20 protein-coding genes and 1 tRNA gene are annotated in these 18,352 nt (G+C 72.3%); 12 read left to right on the top strand and 9 right to left on the bottom strand.

Annotated features, from left to right (window positions below):
* Positions 1 to 7: 7 nt before the first annotated feature.
* Both ABD352_RS40335 and ABD352_RS40330 read right to left on the bottom strand, forming a co-directional pair.
* Positions 8 to 829, bottom strand: a complete 822-nt coding sequence (locus ABD352_RS40335; RefSeq protein WP_344617855.1) for an oxygenase MpaB family protein — start codon at positions 827 to 829, stop codon at positions 8 to 10.
* Entirely contained in the window at positions 826 to 1,257 is a 432-nt protein-coding gene (locus ABD352_RS40330) for a Fur family transcriptional regulator (protein WP_344617854.1), read from the bottom strand. The genes ABD352_RS40335 and ABD352_RS40330 overlap by 4 nt, the downstream gene beginning before the upstream one ends.
* Before the next feature lie 132 nt (positions 1,258 to 1,389).
* Here ABD352_RS40330 and ABD352_RS40325 point away from each other — a divergent pair, with 132 nt between their 5' ends.
* The gene (locus tag ABD352_RS40325) at positions 1,390 to 1,872 is read left to right on the top strand and encodes a hypothetical protein (protein WP_344617853.1); all 483 of its coding nucleotides are present in this window, start codon (positions 1,390 to 1,392) and stop codon (positions 1,870 to 1,872) included.
* A gap of 6 nt (positions 1,873 to 1,878) precedes the next feature.
* Here ABD352_RS40325 and ABD352_RS40320 read toward each other — a convergent pair whose 3' ends face one another.
* Together ABD352_RS40320 and ABD352_RS40315 are read right to left on the bottom strand one after the other, a co-directional pair.
* Positions 1,879 to 2,178 (bottom strand): translation initiation factor 2, encoded by a 300-nt coding sequence (locus tag ABD352_RS40320; protein ID WP_344617852.1) that lies wholly within the window; start codon positions 2,176 to 2,178, stop codon positions 1,879 to 1,881.
* Between the two features lie 69 nt (positions 2,179 to 2,247).
* Positions 2,248 to 2,397, bottom strand: coding sequence for a hypothetical protein (locus ABD352_RS40315; protein WP_344617851.1), 150 nt, complete (start codon positions 2,395 to 2,397; stop codon positions 2,248 to 2,250).
* 86 nt (positions 2,398 to 2,483) lie between these two features.
* Here ABD352_RS40315 and ABD352_RS40310 point away from each other — a divergent pair, with 86 nt between their 5' ends.
* Entirely contained in the window at positions 2,484 to 2,666 is a 183-nt protein-coding gene (locus tag ABD352_RS40310) for a hypothetical protein (RefSeq protein ID WP_344617915.1), read from the top strand.
* 63 nt (positions 2,667 to 2,729) lie between these two features.
* Here the strand turns inward: ABD352_RS40310 and ABD352_RS40305 are convergent, their stop codons facing one another.
* Together ABD352_RS40305 and ABD352_RS40300 are read right to left on the bottom strand one after the other, a co-directional pair.
* Positions 2,730 to 3,032: an FmdB family zinc ribbon protein gene (locus ABD352_RS40305; RefSeq protein WP_344617850.1), complete on the bottom strand. Its 303-nt coding sequence runs from the start codon at positions 3,030 to 3,032 to the stop codon at positions 2,730 to 2,732.
* A gap of 3 nt (positions 3,033 to 3,035) precedes the next feature.
* Positions 3,036 to 3,713, bottom strand: coding sequence for a 5-formyltetrahydrofolate cyclo-ligase (locus ABD352_RS40300; protein WP_344617849.1), 678 nt, complete (start codon positions 3,711 to 3,713; stop codon positions 3,036 to 3,038).
* Positions 3,714 to 3,742: 29 nt separating this feature from the next.
* Here ABD352_RS40300 and ABD352_RS40295 point away from each other — a divergent pair, with 29 nt between their 5' ends.
* From ABD352_RS40295 to ABD352_RS40265, 7 genes are all read left to right on the top strand, one after another.
* Complete coding sequence (locus ABD352_RS40295) at positions 3,743 to 5,797, top strand: GGDEF domain-containing protein (protein WP_344617848.1); 2,055 nt, start codon at positions 3,743 to 3,745, stop codon at positions 5,795 to 5,797.
* Positions 5,798 to 5,806: 9 nt separating this feature from the next.
* On the top strand, positions 5,807 to 6,739 hold the full coding sequence (locus ABD352_RS40290; RefSeq protein ID WP_344617847.1) for a UTP--glucose-1-phosphate uridylyltransferase: 933 nt from the start codon (positions 5,807 to 5,809) through the stop codon (positions 6,737 to 6,739).
* Positions 6,736 to 8,022, top strand: coding sequence for a molybdopterin molybdotransferase MoeA (locus ABD352_RS40285; protein ID WP_344617846.1), 1,287 nt, complete (start codon positions 6,736 to 6,738; stop codon positions 8,020 to 8,022). Before ABD352_RS40290 ends, ABD352_RS40285 begins: the two co-directional genes overlap by 4 nt.
* Positions 8,019 to 8,636: a GNAT family N-acetyltransferase gene (locus ABD352_RS40280; protein WP_344617845.1), complete on the top strand. Its 618-nt coding sequence runs from the start codon at positions 8,019 to 8,021 to the stop codon at positions 8,634 to 8,636. Before ABD352_RS40285 ends, ABD352_RS40280 begins: the two co-directional genes overlap by 4 nt.
* Positions 8,637 to 8,827: 191 nt before the next feature.
* On the top strand, positions 8,828 to 9,511 hold the full coding sequence (gene sepX, locus ABD352_RS40275; protein WP_344617844.1) for a divisome protein SepX/GlpR: 684 nt from the start codon (positions 8,828 to 8,830) through the stop codon (positions 9,509 to 9,511).
* A 71-nt stretch (positions 9,512 to 9,582) separates the two neighbouring features.
* Positions 9,583 to 9,659 (top strand) — tRNA-Ala (locus ABD352_RS40270).
* An 829-nt stretch (positions 9,660 to 10,488) separates the two neighbouring features.
* Positions 10,489 to 12,363: an adenylyl cyclase gene (locus tag ABD352_RS40265; RefSeq protein WP_344617913.1), complete on the top strand. Its 1,875-nt coding sequence runs from the start codon at positions 10,489 to 10,491 to the stop codon at positions 12,361 to 12,363.
* 102 nt (positions 12,364 to 12,465) lie between these two features.
* Here the strand turns inward: ABD352_RS40265 and ABD352_RS40260 are convergent, their stop codons facing one another.
* From ABD352_RS40260 to ABD352_RS40250, 3 genes are read right to left on the bottom strand one after another with little or no spacing between them, the layout of a single operon-like run.
* On the bottom strand, positions 12,466 to 13,905 hold the full coding sequence (locus tag ABD352_RS40260) for a multicopper oxidase family protein (RefSeq protein WP_344617843.1): 1,440 nt from the start codon (positions 13,903 to 13,905) through the stop codon (positions 12,466 to 12,468).
* A gap of 29 nt (positions 13,906 to 13,934) precedes the next feature.
* Entirely contained in the window at positions 13,935 to 14,351 is a 417-nt protein-coding gene (locus tag ABD352_RS40255) for a hypothetical protein (protein ID WP_344617842.1), read from the bottom strand.
* 38 nt (positions 14,352 to 14,389) lie between these two features.
* The gene (locus ABD352_RS40250) at positions 14,390 to 14,791 is read right to left on the bottom strand and encodes a hypothetical protein (RefSeq protein WP_344617841.1); all 402 of its coding nucleotides are present in this window, start codon (positions 14,789 to 14,791) and stop codon (positions 14,390 to 14,392) included.
* 177 nt (positions 14,792 to 14,968) lie between these two features.
* Between ABD352_RS40250 and ABD352_RS40245 the strand changes: the two genes are divergently transcribed.
* From ABD352_RS40245 to ABD352_RS40235, 3 genes are all read left to right on the top strand, one after another.
* The gene (locus ABD352_RS40245) at positions 14,969 to 16,102 is read left to right on the top strand and encodes a sensor histidine kinase (protein WP_344617840.1); all 1,134 of its coding nucleotides are present in this window, start codon (positions 14,969 to 14,971) and stop codon (positions 16,100 to 16,102) included.
* Complete coding sequence (locus tag ABD352_RS40240; protein WP_344617839.1) at positions 16,099 to 16,761, top strand: response regulator; 663 nt, start codon at positions 16,099 to 16,101, stop codon at positions 16,759 to 16,761. The genes ABD352_RS40245 and ABD352_RS40240 overlap by 4 nt, the downstream gene beginning before the upstream one ends.
* 236 nt (positions 16,762 to 16,997) lie before the next feature.
* Positions 16,998 to 18,352: alpha/beta hydrolase family protein (locus ABD352_RS40235; protein WP_425553856.1), on the top strand; the 1,355-nt coding region annotated here is incomplete at its 3' end.

The raw sequence follows: 18,352 nt of genomic DNA, 5'->3' as shown, positions 1-18,352 counted from the left end.
CGGCGGATCAGTTGCGCAGGCCGAGCCGCTCCATGGCGCGCTTGCGGGCCGGGGACTGGATCCACTCGATCGGCACGGAGCGCAGCAGACGGCCCAGGAACAGGGTGTTCATCGAGGTCAGGCCGTCGGCGCCGGGCAGCGGCGGCAGCCCGTAGAGCCGCCGGGCCCAGCCCGGCAGCAGGCCGATGGCCAGCGCCGACACGCCGAGGGAGAACCCGCGGACGGGGGTCAGGCCGAGGCCGTACGGCAACGGCGGCACCGTCAGGAACAGCCCGGTCGCCGCCGAGTCGACGGTGAGCTCCAGCGACGGCAGCATCTCGGCGTAGTAGTCCTCGACCGCGGCCACCGAGTCGGGCACGGTGGCCGGGTCGAGCCCGACGAGCGCGGCCGTGCGGGTCTGCTCGGCGTAGTAGGCGTCGGCCTCGGCCGCGGTGAGCCGCAGGCCGCCGCGCCGGGCCGCGGTCAGGAACGACTCGACCTCGGTGATGTGCACCCAGCGCAGCAGCTCGGGCTCGTCGACCCGGAACCGCTCGCCGGTGCGCCGGTCGACCGCGGTCATCCGGGAGTGGATCGCCCGGACCCGCCGGCCGGCCCGCTCGGCCTCCTCCGTGGTGCCGTAGATCACCGTGGTCACGTAGGTCGAGGTGCGGGCCAGGCGGCCCCACGGGTCCTGGCGGTAGCGGCTGTTCTGCTCGACGCCGGCCACCGCGCGGGGGTGCAGCGCCTGGAGGTACAGGCTGCGCAGCCCGCCGACGGAGACGATCGGCTCGCGGTGCACACGCCAGGTGATCGAATCGGGCCCGAAGAGCCCTGGGTCGGACTCGCTCACGGGGTTTCTTCGTCGCGCTTCTGCTGGCAGGCGGGGCACAGGCCCCAGAAGGTGACCTCGGCCTCGTCGAGCACGAAGCCGTGGGCCTGGGACGGGGTCAGGCAGGGCGCGTCGCCGACCGCGCAGTCGACGTCGGCGATCTCCCCGCAGCCTCGGCAGACCACGTGGTGGTGGTTGTCGCCGACCCGGGACTCGAACCGCGCCGGGCTGCCGGCCGGCTCGATCCGGCGGGCCAGCCCGGCCCTGGACAGCGCGCCGAGCACGTCATACACCGCCTGGGTGGAAACCGTGTCCAGGCGCAGGCGCACCCGGGCCGCGATCTGTTCGACATCGAGGTGGCCGTGGGAGCCCTCGAGGACCTCCAGCACGGCCAGCCGGGGTCGCGTCACCCGCAGACCCCGGGCGCGCAGCAGATCCTCACCCGACACAGTTTCCATAACACCACGACGATCAGAGCAAGCCAACTGGAACCGTTCAAATGTTTCTGGACTCTTGAACCTTGGATCTTCACCGCGGGTACGCCCCGGCGGGGGAGGATCGCATCTGGAGGAGGAGGCCCCGTGTTCGATCGTGTCCTGGGTATTCCGGCCCACCCGCTGTACATCCATGCGGCCGTCGTACTGGTGCCGCTGCTGGCCCTGACCGCGGTGCTGTACGCGGTGTGGCCGGCCAGCCGGAGGCACATCCGCTGGCCGCTCGTCGCGTTCGCGCTGACCGCCCCGGGCGCGGTGTTCTTCGCGAAGGAGTCCGGCGAGTCGTTCAGCGCCAACCGGGCGTTCCAGGCGCCGCAGGTGAAGGCGCTGATCACCGAGCACGAGGACTACGCCGACACGCTGTTCCTGGTGATCGCCGCCCTGGCCGTGGTGGCCCTGGTGATGGCGTTCATGATCCCGGCGGCGGCCGGCGGCCGCGCCCGGATCAAGGCCCCGACGCCGGCGCACTGGGCCGCGTCCGGCCTGTCGGTCGTGCTGGCGATCGCCGCGGCGTACTACGTCTACAAGACCGGGGACAGCGGCGCCCACATGGTCTGGTCGGGCTTCTAGAGCCGGCTAGAAGAGGGCCCGGCCGCAGAGGATCAGCAGCAGCACCAGCATCACCGCGCCCGCGAAGATCCCCATGCCCTTGGTGAGGATCGTCGCGGCCTGCTCCTCGCGCTCGACCCGCTCGACGTCCTGGGCGGGCAGCTTGCGTGGCGGCGCCGGGTTCTCGACCACCGGCGGCCGCCAGCCGTGCGGGGGCGGGGTGCTGCGCGGGGCACCCGTGTACGGGACGCTCGGCGGGGCGGCGGGCGGAGGAGGGGCCGCCTCGGCGCCCTCGGCCGGGCGTCGCCAGTACGCGTCGTCGCTCACGTCAACGACATTACCCATCGTTGCCCTGTCCCGGCCCGGGTGGTACGCCCGGGCCGGGAGGAGGAGCGGCTAGCCGAGGTTCAGCTCGCGCAGCTCCGCCAGGGACATGGGTCGGGTCGAGTCGGGGTCGGGCGCGTCCAGGCGCTGGGTCTCCTGGTCGTCCGCGGGCGCCTCGCCGAGGGGGAGGTCGAGGGCCGGGTCCGGCGTGGGTTGTGTCATGCCGCCGAGTGTGACCCGTCTACCGCGAAGGCGACTGTCGTCATTCGGCCACTTTCCCGCAAACTGCCAGGAGTAGTCTCGCTGCCGTGGCAGGTACCAACGGGTGGGCTCCCACCGATGAGCAGCGTGAAGTGTCCTTCGAGGACTTCGCCGACGAACTGGTCGTGCTTCCGGACCACACGACCGACGACACGGACTCGGGCTGGGGCGAGCGCGCGTCGACCAACGACGACCGCCTGCTGTCGGACCGCCCGCCGCACTGGGACTGAGTCCTACTCGTAAAAAGCGCCCGGCGCCCTCTCCATGAGGGCCCGGGCGCTTTTGCGTGTCGGTCAGGCGGCCGGCGTCGAGCTGGCCGCCGGCTTGGTCGTGGTGCTGGTCGTGCTCTCGGACTTCGTCTCGGTCTTGGTCTCCGTCTTGGCGGACGAGGACGAGCCGTTGGGCGACTTCGAGGACGACGAGCGCGAGTCGGTGCGGTAGAAACCGGAGCCCTTGAACACCACACCCACCGCCGAGAACTGCTTGCGCAGCAGGCCCTGGCACTCCGGGCACACGGTCAGCGACTCGTCGGTGAACGACTGCACAGCTTCCAGCTGGTGGCCGCACTCTGTGCAGGCGTACTGGTAGGTAGGCAACGCTCAGCCTCCATCATTGGCACTCCGATACTTCGAGTGCCAATGTTGCGGCATCGGACACCCCTTCGTCCAGTGGACGTGCGCGGTGTCATAACCCTCACGGGCACCCTCCACGGCCCCGCAGACGCGCTGGTCGTGCGGCTCCGAGGGGACATCGGCCAGAAACTCCCCCGGGTGAAGCAGAACGACCGCCGGCGCCTCGACCCGGCGCAGGACCCGGTCGTAGGAGCCCCCGCCCTGGCCCAGCCGGGTGCCGTCCGGCGCGGCGGCGAGCCCGGGCAGCAGGACCAGCCCGGCCTCGGCGACCGCCTCCGGGCCCAGGCGCGGGCCGACCGGCTCCAGCAGGCCGAGCCGGCCGGGGGCCAGGCGGCCGTCGTAGGCGGCCCAGTCCAGGTCGTCGTCGTCCAGCAGGACGGGCAGCAGGAGGCGTGGGGCGGCCGCGGCCAGGGCGGGCACGAGCAGGTCGCCGCCCGGCTCGAAGCGGCGCGGGACGTAGGCGGCCACGGTTTCGGCGGCTGACTGCCGTACCAGATCGACAGCCGCGACAGCCAGGGAACGATCGGCGTTGCCCCGCACGTGTTCGGGAAGGGCCCGCCGGACGGACCGGATGTGCGCTCTGAGCTCGGATTTGGGGGACACCCCGGGCAGCACCACTCGAATTCCTCCTCTCTGTGACAGCATCGCATCAACCGAAGTACGGGAGGACGGACGTGACGCTGCGTGCGCGGCTCACCGCTGCCTTCCTCGCCGTCGTGCTCGGTCCGGTGCTGCTGGGCGCGGTGTTCGTCGGGGTCGCCGTGGCCGCGGTGAGCGACCAGCGGGCCACCGAGCGGCTCACCGCCGGCGCCGACAACCTGCGCGCCGCCCTCGGCGTCACCTGCCAGCGGCTGCGCATCGCGGCCGAGGCCGCGGCGCTGCTCGGCGAGCGCCCCGACGCGGCCCAGGTGGCCGTCGGCCGGGGCCTGGCCCGCGCGATCGAGGTCGCCGGGGCCAACGGGACCCCCGTCGCGGTCGCCGGCGACCTGCCGGCCCGGCCGTGGGCCGACTGCGCCGCCCCGACCGGCTCCGCCTTCGCCGCCATCGCCGCCTCGGTCGACGTGCTCGACGCCCAGGGCCGGCGCGTCGGCCGCGCGTCCGCCGTCGAGCCGGTCGACGCCACCCTGCTGCAGTGGCTGGGCGCGGCCACCGGGGTCCGGGTCAGCTCGCTCGCCGGCCCGCAGCTCACCGCGGACGACACCAAGGTCGTGAACCTGGCCCGCGACCTGGTGCCGGGCACGACCGGCACCACCGAGGCCGGGCTGCTGGTCCGCCGCCTCGATCCCCAGCCCGGCCAGCCGCTCACCCTCGCCGTCAGCGTGCCGGAGCCCGACATGCAGGGGCTCTACGCGGTGCTCGTGGCCGTGGTGGTCTGCGCCGGCCTCGTCGCGATCAGCGTGGCCTGGTGGCTGGCCCGCTCGACCACCCAGCCGCTGACCGAGCTCGCCCAGGCGGTCGAGCGGGTGGCCGGCGGCGACCTGGGGGCCCGGGTGCCCGTGCGCAGCCAGGACGAGGTCGGACGGCTCGGGCAGACGTTCAACCGCATGACGCGGGAGATGCAGGGGTACGTTCAGGCCCTCACGGCCAGCCGCGACCAGCTGCGCGGTCAGCTCGGCGTGCTCGGCGACACCCTGGCCGGCACCCACGACCTCGACCGCATCCTGCAGGTGATCCTGCAGACCGCGACCGCCGCGACCGGCGCGCAGGCCGGCGTCGTGCTCATGGTCGACCAGGCCGGGGTGGACCTGCGCGGCCAGGTCGGCGAGGGCCTCGCCGGGATCGACGTGACCGAGCTGCGGCTCTCGCCGGGGGAGGGGCTGCTCGGCACGGTCGCCGCGACCGGCGAACCGATGCGGGGGCGGGTCGACCGCGACGGACCGGCGCTCTCGCCGCAGGAGCCGCGCTGCGTGACCTACGTGGCCGTGCCGATCGCGGCCCCGGCGGCCGGCCCGACCACCGGGCTGGAGCCGCAGTCGGACCGCCCGCCGGCCGCCCGCGGGGTACTGGCCCTCTACGACCGGCACGGCTTCGACGAGTTCGACGACGCCGACCTCGTCACCCTGCGCACCTTCGCCGGCCAGGCCGCGGTCGCGGTCGACAACGTGCGGGTGCACGAGGAGGCCCAGCGGCTCTCCCTCACCGACCCGCTGACCGGCCTGTCCAACTACCGCTACCTGCGCGAGTCGCTGCGCCGGGAGGTCGAGCGGGCCAGCCGCTTCGGCCGCGCGCTGGCCGTGCTGGCGCTGGACCTGGACCACTTCAAGGAGGTCAACGACACCCACGGGCACGCCGCGGGTGACGCCGTGCTGGCCGAGTTCGCCCGCCGGCTGCGGGCCGAGATCCGCGAGGTCGACTTCGCGTTCCGGCAGGGCGGCGAGGAGTTCGTGGTGCTGCTGCCGGAGACCGACGCGGGCGGCGCGGCCGTGCTCGCCGAGCGGCTGGGCGCGGCCGTGCGGCGCAGCCCGGTCCTTGTGATTTCTTCCACCGCCGGCCAGCCGCCGCGCCGGATTCCGGTCACCGTATCGATCGGCATCGCGGTATTTCCGGTGCACGGCGCGACCGGGGCGGCGGTGCTGGAGGCGGCTGACGACGCCCTTTACGCGGCCAAGGCGGGAGGTCGGGACACATATCGCCTGGCGGGCAGCGCGACCAGCGGGAAGGCGAGTGCCGAGGTGACGCCCGGCGCGGCGAAGGCGGCGCAACCACCGCGACAGAGCCGCGGCGGCTAGCCTTTCTACATGCCTGACACGACTCCTCACCAGTCCGCACCGCGCCAGCGGGCTGTCAAAGCCGTGATCCCGGCGGCGGGGCTAGCCACCCGCTTCCTCCCTGCGACCAAAGCCGTCCCGAAGGAACTGCTGCCGGTGGTCGACCGGCCGGTCCTGCAGTACATCGTCGAGGAGGCCGCCGACTCCGGCATCCGGGACATCCTCCTGGTGACCGGCCGCGGCAAGACCTCGATGGTCGACCACTTCGACCGCCGCCCCGACCTGGAGGCCCGCCTCGCCGAGAAGGGCGACACCAAGCGCCTGGAGGCGATCAAGCGCCCGGCCGAGCTCGCCGAAATTTACACGTGCCGGCAGGGCGAACCCCTCGGCCTCGGGCACGCGGTGTCGTACGGCGAGTCGCACGTCGGCAACGAGCCGTTCGCGGTGCTGCTGGGTGACGAGTTCGTCGACGAGAACGAGCCGCTGCTGCCGGCGATGCTCGACCTGCAGGCGCGCACCGGCGGCATCGTGCTCGCGTTCATCGAGGTCGAGCCGGAGGAGACCAACCGATACGGCATCGCCGCCGTAGAGCCGTCCGAGTTCACCGTCGAGGCCGGCGAGACGGTGAAGGTCACCGCACTGGTCGAGAAGCCCCAGCCGGCGGACGCCCCCAGCAACCTGGCCATCGTCGGCCGCTACATCCTGCCCCCGGAGATCTTCGACGCGATCCGCCGCATCGGCCCCGGCGCCGGCGGGGAGATCCAGCTCACCGACGCCATGGCGCTGCTGCTGGCGGAGGGCACGCCCGTGCACGGCATCGTCTACCGAGGCACGCGGTACGACACCGGCATGCCATTGGGGTATCTGCAGACGGTCGTCCAGCTCGCCGTGAAGCGCGACGACCTCGGGAAGGCGTTCAGCGAGTGGCTGACCCAGTTCGTGGAGAAGGATTTGCTCGGGTGACAGCGGTTCCAGCGACGGGCTCCCACCACGACGCGGCGCGCGACGCCGGCGTCGGGTCGAACGCGCGCGTCCCACTCGCCGACTACCTCGCCGGCGTGCTCCGAGGGCTGCGCCCGTTGCCCCCGCTGGACCTGGAGATCACCGCCGCGCACGGCAACGTGCTGGCCGAGGACGTGGTCGGACCGGGCCCCGTGCCCGCGTTCGACCACGCCGCCATCGACGGCTACGCCGCGCGCTTCGACGACATCAGCGACGCTCAGCCGGGCCGGCCGGTCCGGCTGAGCGTCGTCGGTGACCTGGTCGCGTCCAGCTGGCGGCCGGTCCGCCTCACCCCCGGCACCTGCTTCTCGGTCGCCGCCGGCGCGCTCATGCCGGTCTCCGCCGACGTGGTGGTGCCGCCCGGCCTCACCGACCAAGGGATGGCCGCGGTCGAGGTCTACCACCCGACCAAGCGCGGGCACGGCGTGCGGCGGGCCGGCGACGAGCTGCCGGCCGGCGCGATCCTGGCCCGGGCCGGCGCCTACGTCACCCCGCCGCTGGTGTCGGTCCTCGCGGCCAGCGGCATCGGCCACGTCGTGGTCCGCCCCAGCCCGCGGGTCGTGGTCATCGCCACCGGTGACGAGCTCGTCGACGTGGGCCGGGCGAGCCAGCCGGGCCAGGTGGTCGACGCCAACTCGCACGCCCTCACGGCGGCCGCGGCCGAGGCCGGCGCCCACGCCTACCGGGTCGGCATCTGCGACGACGACCCCGAAGGCCTGCGCGGCCTGCTCGATGACCAGATGCTGCGGGCCGACCTCATCATCACCACGGGCGGCACCGGCCACGGCCCGGGCGACATGGTGCGGCGCATCCTCTCGCGCACGGTCGTCTTCTCCGACCTGTCGGTGTACCCGTGCTCCTCCCTCGGCTACGGCAACGTCGGCGGCCCCAACGGCGTGCCGATCGTCTGCCTGCCCGGCGACCCCGGCGCCGCGCTCATCGGCTTCGAGGTCCTCGCCCGCCCGGTCATCCAGCTGCTCGCCGGCGCCGACCCGGTTTTCCGCCCGAGCGTGCGCGCCCACCTGCTGGAAACCGTCAACTCTCCGTCCGGGATGCGCGAGTTCCGGCCGGCGTACATCACGGAGCGCCGCGGCGGCGGGTACACTGTCGCTCCGCTTGCCGGTGGTCCGTACACCCTCTCCGGCCTGGCCGACGCCAACGGCCTCATGGTGCTGGGCGAGAAGGTGATCAGCGCGGCCGCCGGCTCCACCGTGGACGTCATACTTTTGGATAGGCGGCGATGAGTCAGCCCGGATGGCCCGCAGTCCTCTCGGACGGGCCGGTCACGCTGCGCCCGTATCGGCGCTCCGACGCGCGGACCTGGTCCGAGGTGCGCAGGGCCAACGAGCAGTGGCTGGGCAAGTGGGAGCCGACCCCCTACGGCACCTGGCACGACCTCAACTCCGTGGCCGCCTTCCGGGCCGTGCACGCCGACCTGCGCCGGGCCGCCCGGCACGGCACCGCGATGCCGTTCGCGGTCTGCTACGAGGACCAGCTCGTGGGGCAGCTGACGCTGGGCAACATCGTGCGGCGGGCCTTCTGCTCGGGGTACGCCGGCTACTGGGTCGACTCCCGCCAGGCCGGCAAGGGCATCATCCCCACCGCCCTGGCCCTGGTCGTCGACCACGCGTTCCGGGCCGGCGGGCTGCACCGCATCGAGGTGAACATCCGCCCCGACAACCTGGCCAGCCGCCGGGTCGTCGAGAAGCTGGGCTTCCGCCAGGAGGCGTACCACCACCGGTACCTCCACATCGACGGCGACTGGCGCGACCACCTCGGCTACGCGATGACGACCGAGGACCTGGCCACCGAGGGCGGCCTGCTCGAGCGCTGGCACAAGACCAAGGCCAACGCCTGACCGTTTGGGGAGCTTTTCCCGACTTTCCGTTTACGCCCGGTTAGCTCGAACGGGCGTGTCGCCCTGCGTGTTGACGTGGTAGAAGCCCCGCCGCGACGTATGGTCATGAGTCGGAGTTACCACTGTGTAACTTCCATAGACTTCGATTGACTTCCGCGCCCGGGGGGACGCGGAAGGCTGAACAAGGAGGCGTGAGGGTGCCGACCTCGGTGCTCCTCGCCGTCCTCGCCGCTGCTGGGCTCCTCGCCCTGGCGCCCGCACTGGTGCGCCGATACGACGCAACAGAGCGGCTGGTGGCGGAGCGGGCGTTGTCGACCGCGCGGGTGCTGTCCCGCGTGGACCGGCGCCGCCGTACCGTGCCCGGCCGCCGCCCGGTGAACCCGCCGCGCCTGCTGGTCACGCGCGTCTCGTCGGCGTCGGGCCCGCTGCCGCCGCCCCGGCGCAACCTGACCCCGGTTCCGCCCACGGTCCGCCGCCGCCCGCCCCGCCGCCGCGGCCCGCGCGCGATGTACCGCCGCCGCCGGGTGCTGCTCGCCCTGGTGCTGCTCAACCTGGTGGAGGTGTGCGGGATCACGCTGGTGAGCCCGGGCTTCTGGGTGAGCTTCGCGGTCACCGGCGTCCTGCTGGTCACCTACCTGGCCCACCTGCGCACCCGCGCCCTGGCCGACCGCCGGCGCCGCCGCGAGGAGGCCCGCTACGCCGCCTGGATCGCCCGCCGCCAGGCCCAGGTCCGCCGCGAGCAGCTGCGCCGCGCCGCCGCCCGCCGCGAGGCCGTGGCCCGCCAGCTGGCCGAACGCGACCGCGCCCGGCGTGAGGCGGCCCGCCTGTCCGCCTTGCGGGGGCGCCCGTACGACACGCGGGCCTCGGGGCAGTGATCTGATTCGCGAACCCTCCAGGCGACCTGTTACTCTTAGCGCCGGTCCGCTGCAAAGCGAACCGATGACCAGGGGTTGTGGCGCAGTCTGGTAGCGCACCTCGTTCGCATCGAGGGGGTCAGGGGTTCGAGTCCCCTCAACTCCACCACTGGCGGCTCCTGCTTCGCGGCGGGGGCCGCTTGCGTTTGTGGTTCCGTCATTTTTCGCGCTCGCTTCGCTCGCTCCCCAGTGGGGGCTTCGCCACCCACGCCCCCGAAACCGCTCGGCGCGTTCTACGTCGGGGTTTGAGTTGGCCTGGCTCGCGCTTGCTCGGCTTCACCCGCGCCTCCGGAACTGCACGGTGCGGCCTGCGTCGGGGTTTGAGTTGGCCTGGCTCGCGCTTGCTCGGCTCCACCCGCGGCCCCGAAACTGCTTGGCGCGTTCTACGTCGGGGTTTGAGTTGGCCTGGCTCGCGCTTGCTCGGCTCCACCCGCGGCCCCGAAACCGCACGGTGCGGCCTGCTTCGCGCTCGCTTCGCTTCACGCGGATCGGCGGGTGGTGGGAAGGCATCGATATGTTTGAGGATTTGCGTGGGTCGGGCGCCCCATATGGTCGGCGTTGAGGGTGGTCGACACCATTGCGTCCGATTCTGGTGCTCATTCGCCGCCGTGGAGATGGGCCACCAGGGCTACTGCGCGAAAGTCAAGGGCCGCCTGACGTAGCGCCGAGCCCGTTTACACGGTAGAAACATTCCACCCACTTCTTTCAGGCCCTGATACAAGTGTCGGTGCGGTGAGAGCGCTCTCCGTGCCGAGCCGCCCAAATCGGGCCGCAAGTCCCCTGAATAGGCGGCTCCATGAGGGTCGCGAACCCGACGGGATGAGAGAGCGCTCGCCCGTCCGGTGACCACCCTCGCCGCCTGTTCAGGCCACTTCACCGGATCCGACGCTTCGTTACGTACCACTGCCCCCCCAGCAGGAAGGACGAACTGCATGACAATGCACGCCCCTGGTAGACGGGGTCTGGCAAGCCTGCGGTCCGGTCGTCGGCAACTCGGCCGGGCGTTCACGGCCGGGCTCGTGCTGACCACCGCCATCACGACCGCGGGAGCGGCCGCCGCCGCGCCGCCGCCCAGCAGCTGGGACCTCGGATCGAACGTCACCGTCTTCGACCCCAGCATGCCCGTCAGTAGCATCCAGGCGACCCTCGACGCGGCGAACGCCGCGCAGGTCGACAACGAGATGGGCACCGCCCGCCACGCCTACCTCTTCAAGCCGGGCACGTACGGCACGGCGCAGCAGCCGCTGCAGATCAAGGTCGGCTACTACACCGAGATCAGCGGTCTGGGCGCGTCGCCCACCGACGTGGTCATCAACGGCAAGGTCGAGGTCTACAACCGCTGCCTGGAGAACGGGGGCACGAGCAACTGCCTCGCGCTCGTCAACTTCTGGCGGACGCTGTCCAACCTGTCCATCAACGTCAACAGCGCCGGGCAGGACGGCTGCCGCGGCTCGGCGGACTTCTGGGCGGTCTCCCAGGCCGTGTCCATGCGCCGCCTCAACATCACGGGCGCCAACCTGTCGCTGATGGACTACTGCACCGACGGCCCGCAGTACGCCAGCGGTGGCTTCATCGCCGACTCCAAGCTGCCGTTCGTCATCAGCGGATCGCAGCAGCAGTGGCTGACCCGTAACAGCGAGGTCGCCGGCTGGTCCAACGGCGTGTGGAACCAGGTCTTCTCCGGTGTCGTCGGCGCGCCCAGCGAGGCCGGGTTCCCCGACCCGCCGTACACGACGCTGGACACCACCCCGGTGAGCCGGGAGAAGCCGTACCTGTTCGTCGACGCGCAGGGCAAGTACAACGTCCGCGTGCCGTCCGCCCAGAAGAACAGCCGCGGCGTCTCGTGGGCCAACGGCATGACGCCGGGCCGCACGGTCCCGCTGACGGACTTCTTCGTCGCGACCCCGGCCGACTCGGTGCAGGTCATCAACAACCAGCTCGCCCGCGGCCTGAACCTGCTGCTCACCCCCGGCATGTACGACATCGCGCGCAGCATCGAGGTCAAGCGGGCCGACACGGTCGTCCTCGGCCTCGGCCACGCGACGCTCACCTCCGTCAACGGCGCGGTCCCGCTTGACGTCGCCGACGTCTCCGGCGTGGTCGTCGCCGGCGTCTCGTTCGACGCGGGCCTGACCAACTCGCCGGCGCTGCTGCGGGTCGGCAAGCCGCACGGCAACCGCCAGACCTCGGCCGGCAACCCGACGACGCTGTCCGACGTGTACTTCCGCGTCGGCGGCCCGCACGTGGGCAAGACCGACGTCGCGCTCGAGATCAACAGCGACAACGTCCTCATCGACCACACCTGGGTGTGGCGCGCCGACCACGGCGTCGAGGGCCTCACCGACACCCAGCGCTGGAAGACCAACACCAGCCGCAACGGCGTGGTCGTCAACGGCGACAACGTCACCGCGACCGGCCTGTTCGTCGAGCACTTCCAGCAGCACAACGTCGTCTGGAACGGCAACGGCGGCACGACGGTCTTCTTCCAGAACGAGCTGGCCTACGACCCGCCGACCCAGGCCGACTGGATGAACGGCAACATCAAGGGCTGGGCCGCGTACAAGATCGCCGGCAACGTGAAGTCGCACCACCTCTACGGCGGCGGCGCCTACGTGTTCAACCAGAACAACCCGTCGATCCACACCGAGAACGGCTTCGAGGTCCCGCAGACCCCGGGCGTCCAGCTGCACCACATCATGACGGTCAACCTGAGCGCTGGAACGATCGACCACGTCGTCAACGGCGTGGGCGGCCCGGCCGACACGACCAGGATCGGGTCGCCGGTCTTCGTGAACGACTACCCGACCCCGTAAGCGGCAGCACCACCGAACCACCGGCAGGGCCGCAGCCTCCGCGCTGCGGCCCTGTTCCGTTCGCGACGCAGTGGGGGAGCCTCGCCGAGCCCTACGTCGGGTCTACTCGGGGTGATTGTGGGCGCTGCCTATGCGGTACGGGGTGGTGACGCCCGTGTAGGCGAGGTGGGCCAGGAGTCCCTCCGCGGCGTGGGACAGGTTGTGGCAGTGGTCGACCCACACGCCGGGGTTGTCGGCGATGAACGCGATCTCGTAGGTCTCGCCGTCGGCGACCTCCAGTGAGTCCGTCCACCACGGGCTGCCGGTCGCGGCGACGCCGTTGCGGCTGAGCACCACCGCGTGGTGGCCGTGCAGGTGCATCGGGTGGGTCTCGCCGCTGCTGTTGGCGATCGTCATGCGGACGACGTCTCCGGTGCTGACCATGTACATGGGCACGTCCGGGTACAGCTTGCCGTTGATGGTCCACCACAGTCCGGGGCGCCCGTCGAGGAAACCGAAGCGCCGGCCGATGCGGTAGTCGAACCGCCGCGTCGCGGTGGCGGGGTCGAAGCCGATGGGCGCCGGGGTGCCGTACGACAGCAGATCGATCGAGGCCTTGGGCTCCGGCGTCACCGGGGCCACGGCGCCTTCGGGGCCCACCACGAGCGCCGTTCCCGCGCCGACGTCGACCCGCACGGCGCCGCCCGCGTCCGGCACCGCGAACTCCACGTCGGCCCGGCCACCCGCCGGCAGCACGATGGCGGCGCCGGTGACCGGTGGCGGCGCGTTGCGGTCCCGGCCGTCGACGGCGACGAGTCGGAAGGCCGCGCCGGACACCCATGCGCGCGCGGTGCCCTGGTCGGTGTTGACCAGGCGGACCCGCACCGTGCTGCCGGGGGCGGCGGCGACGCTGGTCTCGTCCGGGCGGCCGGCGATGGTGCGACGGCCGCCATAGGTGTGCACCAGCGCGAGCCGGTCGACGGCGGCGGGCGCGCCGGTCGGCGGGTCGACCACGAGCGCGCCGAACAGCCCCAGCCGCACCTGTTCGTGCGAGACCTGGTGGGAGTGGTACCAGTAGGTGCCGGCGTCCGCGGCGACGAACCGGTACACGTGGGACTGGCCCGGGGCGACGGCGTCCTGGGTCACGCCGGCCACGCCGTCCTCCGCGTTCGGCACGTCGTAGCCGTGCCAGTGCAGGGTGACGCCGTCCGGCACGGACTCGTTGACCAGCCGTACCTCGACCAGCTGCCCTTGCCGGGCGCGGATCTCCGGCCCCGGCGAGGCGTGGTTGAGCGTGTACCCCGCCACGCCGCGACCGTCGGGAAGGCCGATCCGCTCGGCGCGGGCCACCAGCGTGATCGACACGTCGGCGGCCCGGTCGCGCGGGCCGGTGAGGGCGGTGACCTCGGCGCCGCCGTGATGCATGGTGGCGTGGTCGACGCGGGCGCCGCCGCCGTAGTCGGGGTACCCCATGTCCATGACGGAGTAGGTGTCCGGCATCAAGCTGTCCTGCCACCACCAGCCCAGCGGGCCCAGAACGGCCAGAGCCGCCGCGATCGGCACGGCGGCTCTCCAACGCCTGCGTCCCATGGTCACGCTGTGGCGGGCACGGCGGGACGCTGAACTCGGCGCGCGGCGACGAGCGCGGCGGCCAGCAGGGCGAGGGCGTTGAGGCCGTGCAGCGTGCCGACCAGCGGCGCGCTGAACGACACGAACGCCAACGCCACCTGCAGGGCCGTCAGGCCGAAGGCGATCCCCGCCCATTTGGCGCCGCCGGGAATCCCGGCGAAGAAGGACAGGATCAGGAATATCAGCGCGATGAGCGGGATGACCGCCATGCCGATGATGCCGTGCGCAAAGTGGCCGGGATTGGCGCCGGCGTTCTTGTCGAAGACTCCGCCGGCATCAATGGTCTGCAGGACCGCGAACCAGGCGTAGGCGACGCTGGCCGCCTGCACCAGTACCCCGGCCGCGACGAGATAGGCGAAGACTCGGTAGGTGGATCGCATGGCTCTGTCTCCTGGAAGGTTGTGGGGGCGAGTGGGTGCTAGGCGCGGAAGTGCCGCCGGGCGGCCGGCAGCGCGAGCAGGCCGGCGCAGGCCGCGGTCACGGCCAGGAACACCAGGGCGGCCGACTCGCCGAACGCGATGAGCTTGAGCAGGCAGAACGCGGTCTGCGCGGCGAGCAGGATCAGCGCCGTGCGCAGCGTCCGTGCGGAGCCGCGGCCGAGGCGCAGCGCCGTGACGATGCAGGCGAGCGCCATGACGGGCGCCCAGCCGGCGGCGATGTAGTCCTTGCCGTGCAGCGGCATGACGATCGAGAAGACGATCGTCGCGACGAGCTGGAACGCGCCGAGCGGCACCAGCAGCAGGAGCTGGGCCCCGCGGACGGCGATCGGAACCCGGCGCCGCGCGGTGGTGGGCGCCTCGGTGGTGGTGGTCGTGGTCATGGGAACCTCCGGAAATTCGAATTTGAAGTCGGTGCGTTTGTCGCCGCTGATCGTGCGGCCCGGCAGGGCCTCCGTTCATCGACCCACGGGCGGAACCGTCGCCGATCCGGCGGGCGGAGTGCGGCCTCAGCCCAGGGGCTGATGACACGCAACGCGCCGCCCGCCTACCGTGGCCACGTGTCACCATGGCGGCGGTTCGTGCAGCTCGGGACCACGGACAGGGTGGTCGCGACGCTGCTGGCGGTCGTTGCGCTGGCGCAGGTCCTCGTGTTCCTGCCGATCGCGCCCGCCCCGATCGGCGTGCTCGTGGCCGTCGGCTCGACCGCGCCGATCGCCTGGCGCCGCATCCACCCGGTGGTTGCCGCGCTCGTCGGCTCGGCCGTCTGGCTGATTCCGACCGACGGGTTCCTGCTGGTCGGCTACCCCGCCGCGCTGCTGCTGTTCTACGCGGTGACCGCGCACGTGAACGACCGGCACCTGGCGGCCGCGACGGTCCTCATCGGGACCATCTTCGGCATCGTCGCCTCCGCCGAGCAGCGGGTGGTCGTGGGGGAGTACGTCGGCGCCGTCCTCGTCGTCCTGGCCCCGGCCGGGGTCGGGGTGCTGGTGCGCCGCCAGCGCGGGCGCAACCGCCTGCTGGAGGAGCTGACCCAGCACCTGGAACAGGAGCGCGACCGGCGCGAACGGTCGGCGGTCGCGGACGAGCGTGCCCGCATCGCCCGCGAGCTGCACGATCTGGTCGCCCACGCGGTGAGCGTCATCGCCGTGCAGGCCGACGCCGCGGAGGCGGCGCTCGAGTACGATCCCGAGCTCGCGAAGCGGCCGATCGCCGTGATCCGCGGCTCCGCCGTCGAGGCGCTCACCGAGATGCGCCGGCTGCTCGGCGTCCTGCGCGCCGACGCCGGCGACACGGACCGGGAGCCGCTGCCGGGGCTGGCCCAGCTGCCCGCGCTGGTGGGCCGGGCCCGCGACGGCGGCCAGGCGGTGGACCTGGCCGTGGACGGCACGCCGGTACCGCTGCCACCGAGCCTCGACCTCTCCGCGTATCGCATCGTGCAGGAGGCGTTGACCAACGCGACCAAGCACGCACCCGGCGCGCCGGTGTCGGTCAGCCTGCGCTGGGTGCCCGACGCGCTGCGGATCGAGGTGTGCGACCGCGGCCCCGGAGCCAGCGGCGTGCCCTCACCCGACGCGCACGGCCTGGTCGGCATGCGTGAGCGGGTGCGGATTCACGGCGGCAGCCTCCAGGCCGGCAATGCCCCGGACGGCGGGTTCGCCGTCCACGCGCTGCTGCCGATCGAGGCGACATGACGCGCGTCCTCATCGCGGACGACCAGGACCTCGTCCGCTCCGGCCTCCGCTTCGTGCTCGAGGTCGCCGGCCTGGAGGTGGTCGCCGAGGCCGTGGACGGCGCCGAGGCGTTCGCGGAGGCGGAGCGCCTGCGGCCGGACGTGGCGCTGATGGACATCCGGATGCCCGGGACCGACGGCATCGCGGCGACCCGCCGCATCGTCGACGCCGGCCTCGACACGAGGGTCCTCATCCTGACGACGTTCGACCTGGACGAGCACGTCTTCGCGGCCCTCCGGGCGGGCGCCAGCGGCTTCCTGCTCAAGGACGTCGGCCGGCAGCAGCTGGTGGAGGCGGTGCGGGTCGTGGCCGCCGGTGAGGCCCTGTTCGCCCCGACCGTGCTGCGCCGCCTGGTCAGCCACTACGTCAACCGCCCACCGGCCCCGCCGACGGCCACCGGCCTCGCCGACCTGACGCCCCGCGAACGCGAGATCCTCCAGCTCATCGGCCGCGGCCTGTCGAACACCGACATCGCCGCGGAACTGGTGATCTCGATGGCCACGGTGAAGACCCACGTCCGGCACCTGTTGCAGAAGCTCGACCTCCGCGACCGTGCCCAGGCCGTCGTCCTCGCCTACGAGACCGGCCTGGTCACTCCCGGCTCCGCCGGAATTGGTTAAGAAGCGGGACGCGACGTATTTGCGTTACATTTCTGGGGGCTCCTCGCGGGGCCGACGAAATGATTCGCGAGGCATTGCCACCTGGCATTTTGCCGTGCGTCGTGAATTCGGGGAGCGGGAAACAATTCCGTGCCCCCCGGTAACCGTTCCGTCGCATCACCGGCGGCATTCTGGAACACGACGCTCATAGGTTCCCTCGCGCACTGAAAGATTTCAGTGCGTGAAGGAGAGCGCATATGTTTCGTTTCGCCCCGTCACCGGCTCGACGCCGAATGGCGGCCGCGGTTCCGCTCGCGATCCTCGCCGGCTGCATCGCCGCAACCGGCCTCACCGCCACGCCCGCCGGCGCCGACCCCGGCGAAGAGACCGTGAAAACCGACGGCTTCACCGTCGACAAGCTCGCGGACGGCGGCGCGCGGGTGTCGCTGCGCCTCGACGAGCCGCTGCCGGTCCGCGACGCCGTGCCGGAGCTCGCCGTCGACGGTCGCGTCATCGGCGCGGCCAAGGAGTCCGCCGACGGTCTCACCCTCACCGTGGAGACCACCGACACCGGCGTAGCCGCCGCCAAGCGCGTCGACGTCGCCTGGAACGGCGTGGTGCCCGGCTCCCAGGCGGCGCCGCCGAAGTCGGCCGCCGCGCCCACCACCCCGAAGGGGCTGGCCCGCAAGCAGCTCTACACCGACCCCGCGCAGCCGGGGCCGTTCCAGGTCGAGCGGCTCGACTACAACCTCGGCGACACCGCCGTGACCCTGTCCGGCCTCAGCGACCTGCCCGTCGAGATGCGCGCCGCGGTCTACGCGCCGGCCGGAGCGAAGGGCGCCCGCCCGGTCGTGATCTTCCTGCACGGCCGGCACTCGGCGTGTTACAACCCGGCCACGCGGCAGACCAACAACACCAACTGGCCCTGCGCGACCGGCTTCCAGCCCATCGACAGCTACCTCGGCTACACCGAGACCGCCCAGGCCCTGGCGACGCACGGGTACGTCGTCGTGTCCGTCAGCGCCGACGGCATCAACGCCAAGGACGCGAGCTTCACCGACGACAACGGCGCCGTGGCCCGCGGTCAGCTGGTCATGGACCACCTCGACCTGCTCGCGAAGTGGAACGCCGAAACCGGCCCGGGCAAGAACCCGCTGGCCGGCCGGCTGGACCTGACCAACGTCGGCCTGATGGGGCACTCGCGGGGCGGCGAGGGCGTGGTCGAGGCCGCGCTGCTCAACGCCGACCGGGCGCACCCCTACGGCATCCGCGCCGTCCTGCCGCTCGCCCCGGTCGACTTCGGCCGGCCGACGCTGCCCGACGTGCCGATGCTGGTGATGCTGCCGTACTGCGACGGCGACGTCTCCAACCAGCAGGGGCAGCACTTCTACGACGACACCCGCTACTCGGTGCAGGACGACGTGCTGCGCTCCTCCCTCATGGTCATGGGAGCCGACCACAACTTCTTCAACACCGAGTGGACCCCGGGCGTCTCCGTCGCGCCTTCGAGCGACGACTGGTCGGCCTCCACCGACGGGGTCTGCGGCAGCAGCGCCCCGACCCGGCTGACGAGCGCCGAGCAGCGCGCCGTCGGCACCGCGTACATGGCCGG

The organism is Dactylosporangium salmoneum (assembly GCF_039532525.1).
Taxonomy (GTDB): Bacteria; Actinomycetota; Actinomycetes; order Mycobacteriales; family Micromonosporaceae; genus Dactylosporangium; species Dactylosporangium salmoneum.
Note: the sequence above shows the minus strand (reverse complement) of the source record. Positions and strands in the feature narration are given on the sequence as shown.

Excerpts from the sequence above, each read along its gene's own strand:
- ABD352_RS40265 (WP_344617913.1), top strand. The coding sequence starts at position 10,489 with ATGCACGCCCCTGGTAGACGGGGTCTGGCAAGCCTGCGGTCCGGTCGT.
- ABD352_RS40280 (WP_344617845.1), top strand. The coding sequence starts at position 8,019 with ATGAGTCAGCCCGGATGGCCCGCAGTCCTCTCGGACGGGCCGGTCACG.
- ABD352_RS40300 (WP_344617849.1), bottom strand. The coding sequence starts at position 3,713 with ATGCTGTCACAGAGAGGAGGAATTCGAGTGGTGCTGCCCGGGGTGTCC.
- ABD352_RS40240 (WP_344617839.1), top strand. The coding sequence starts at position 16,099 with ATGACGCGCGTCCTCATCGCGGACGACCAGGACCTCGTCCGCTCCGGC.
- ABD352_RS40290 (WP_344617847.1), top strand. The coding sequence starts at position 5,807 with ATGCCTGACACGACTCCTCACCAGTCCGCACCGCGCCAGCGGGCTGTC.
- ABD352_RS40255 (WP_344617842.1), bottom strand. The coding sequence starts at position 14,351 with ATGCGATCCACCTACCGAGTCTTCGCCTATCTCGTCGCGGCCGGGGTA.
- ABD352_RS40250 (WP_344617841.1), bottom strand. The coding sequence starts at position 14,791 with ATGACCACGACCACCACCACCGAGGCGCCCACCACCGCGCGGCGCCGG.
- ABD352_RS40315 (WP_344617851.1), bottom strand. The coding sequence starts at position 2,397 with ATGACACAACCCACGCCGGACCCGGCCCTCGACCTCCCCCTCGGCGAG.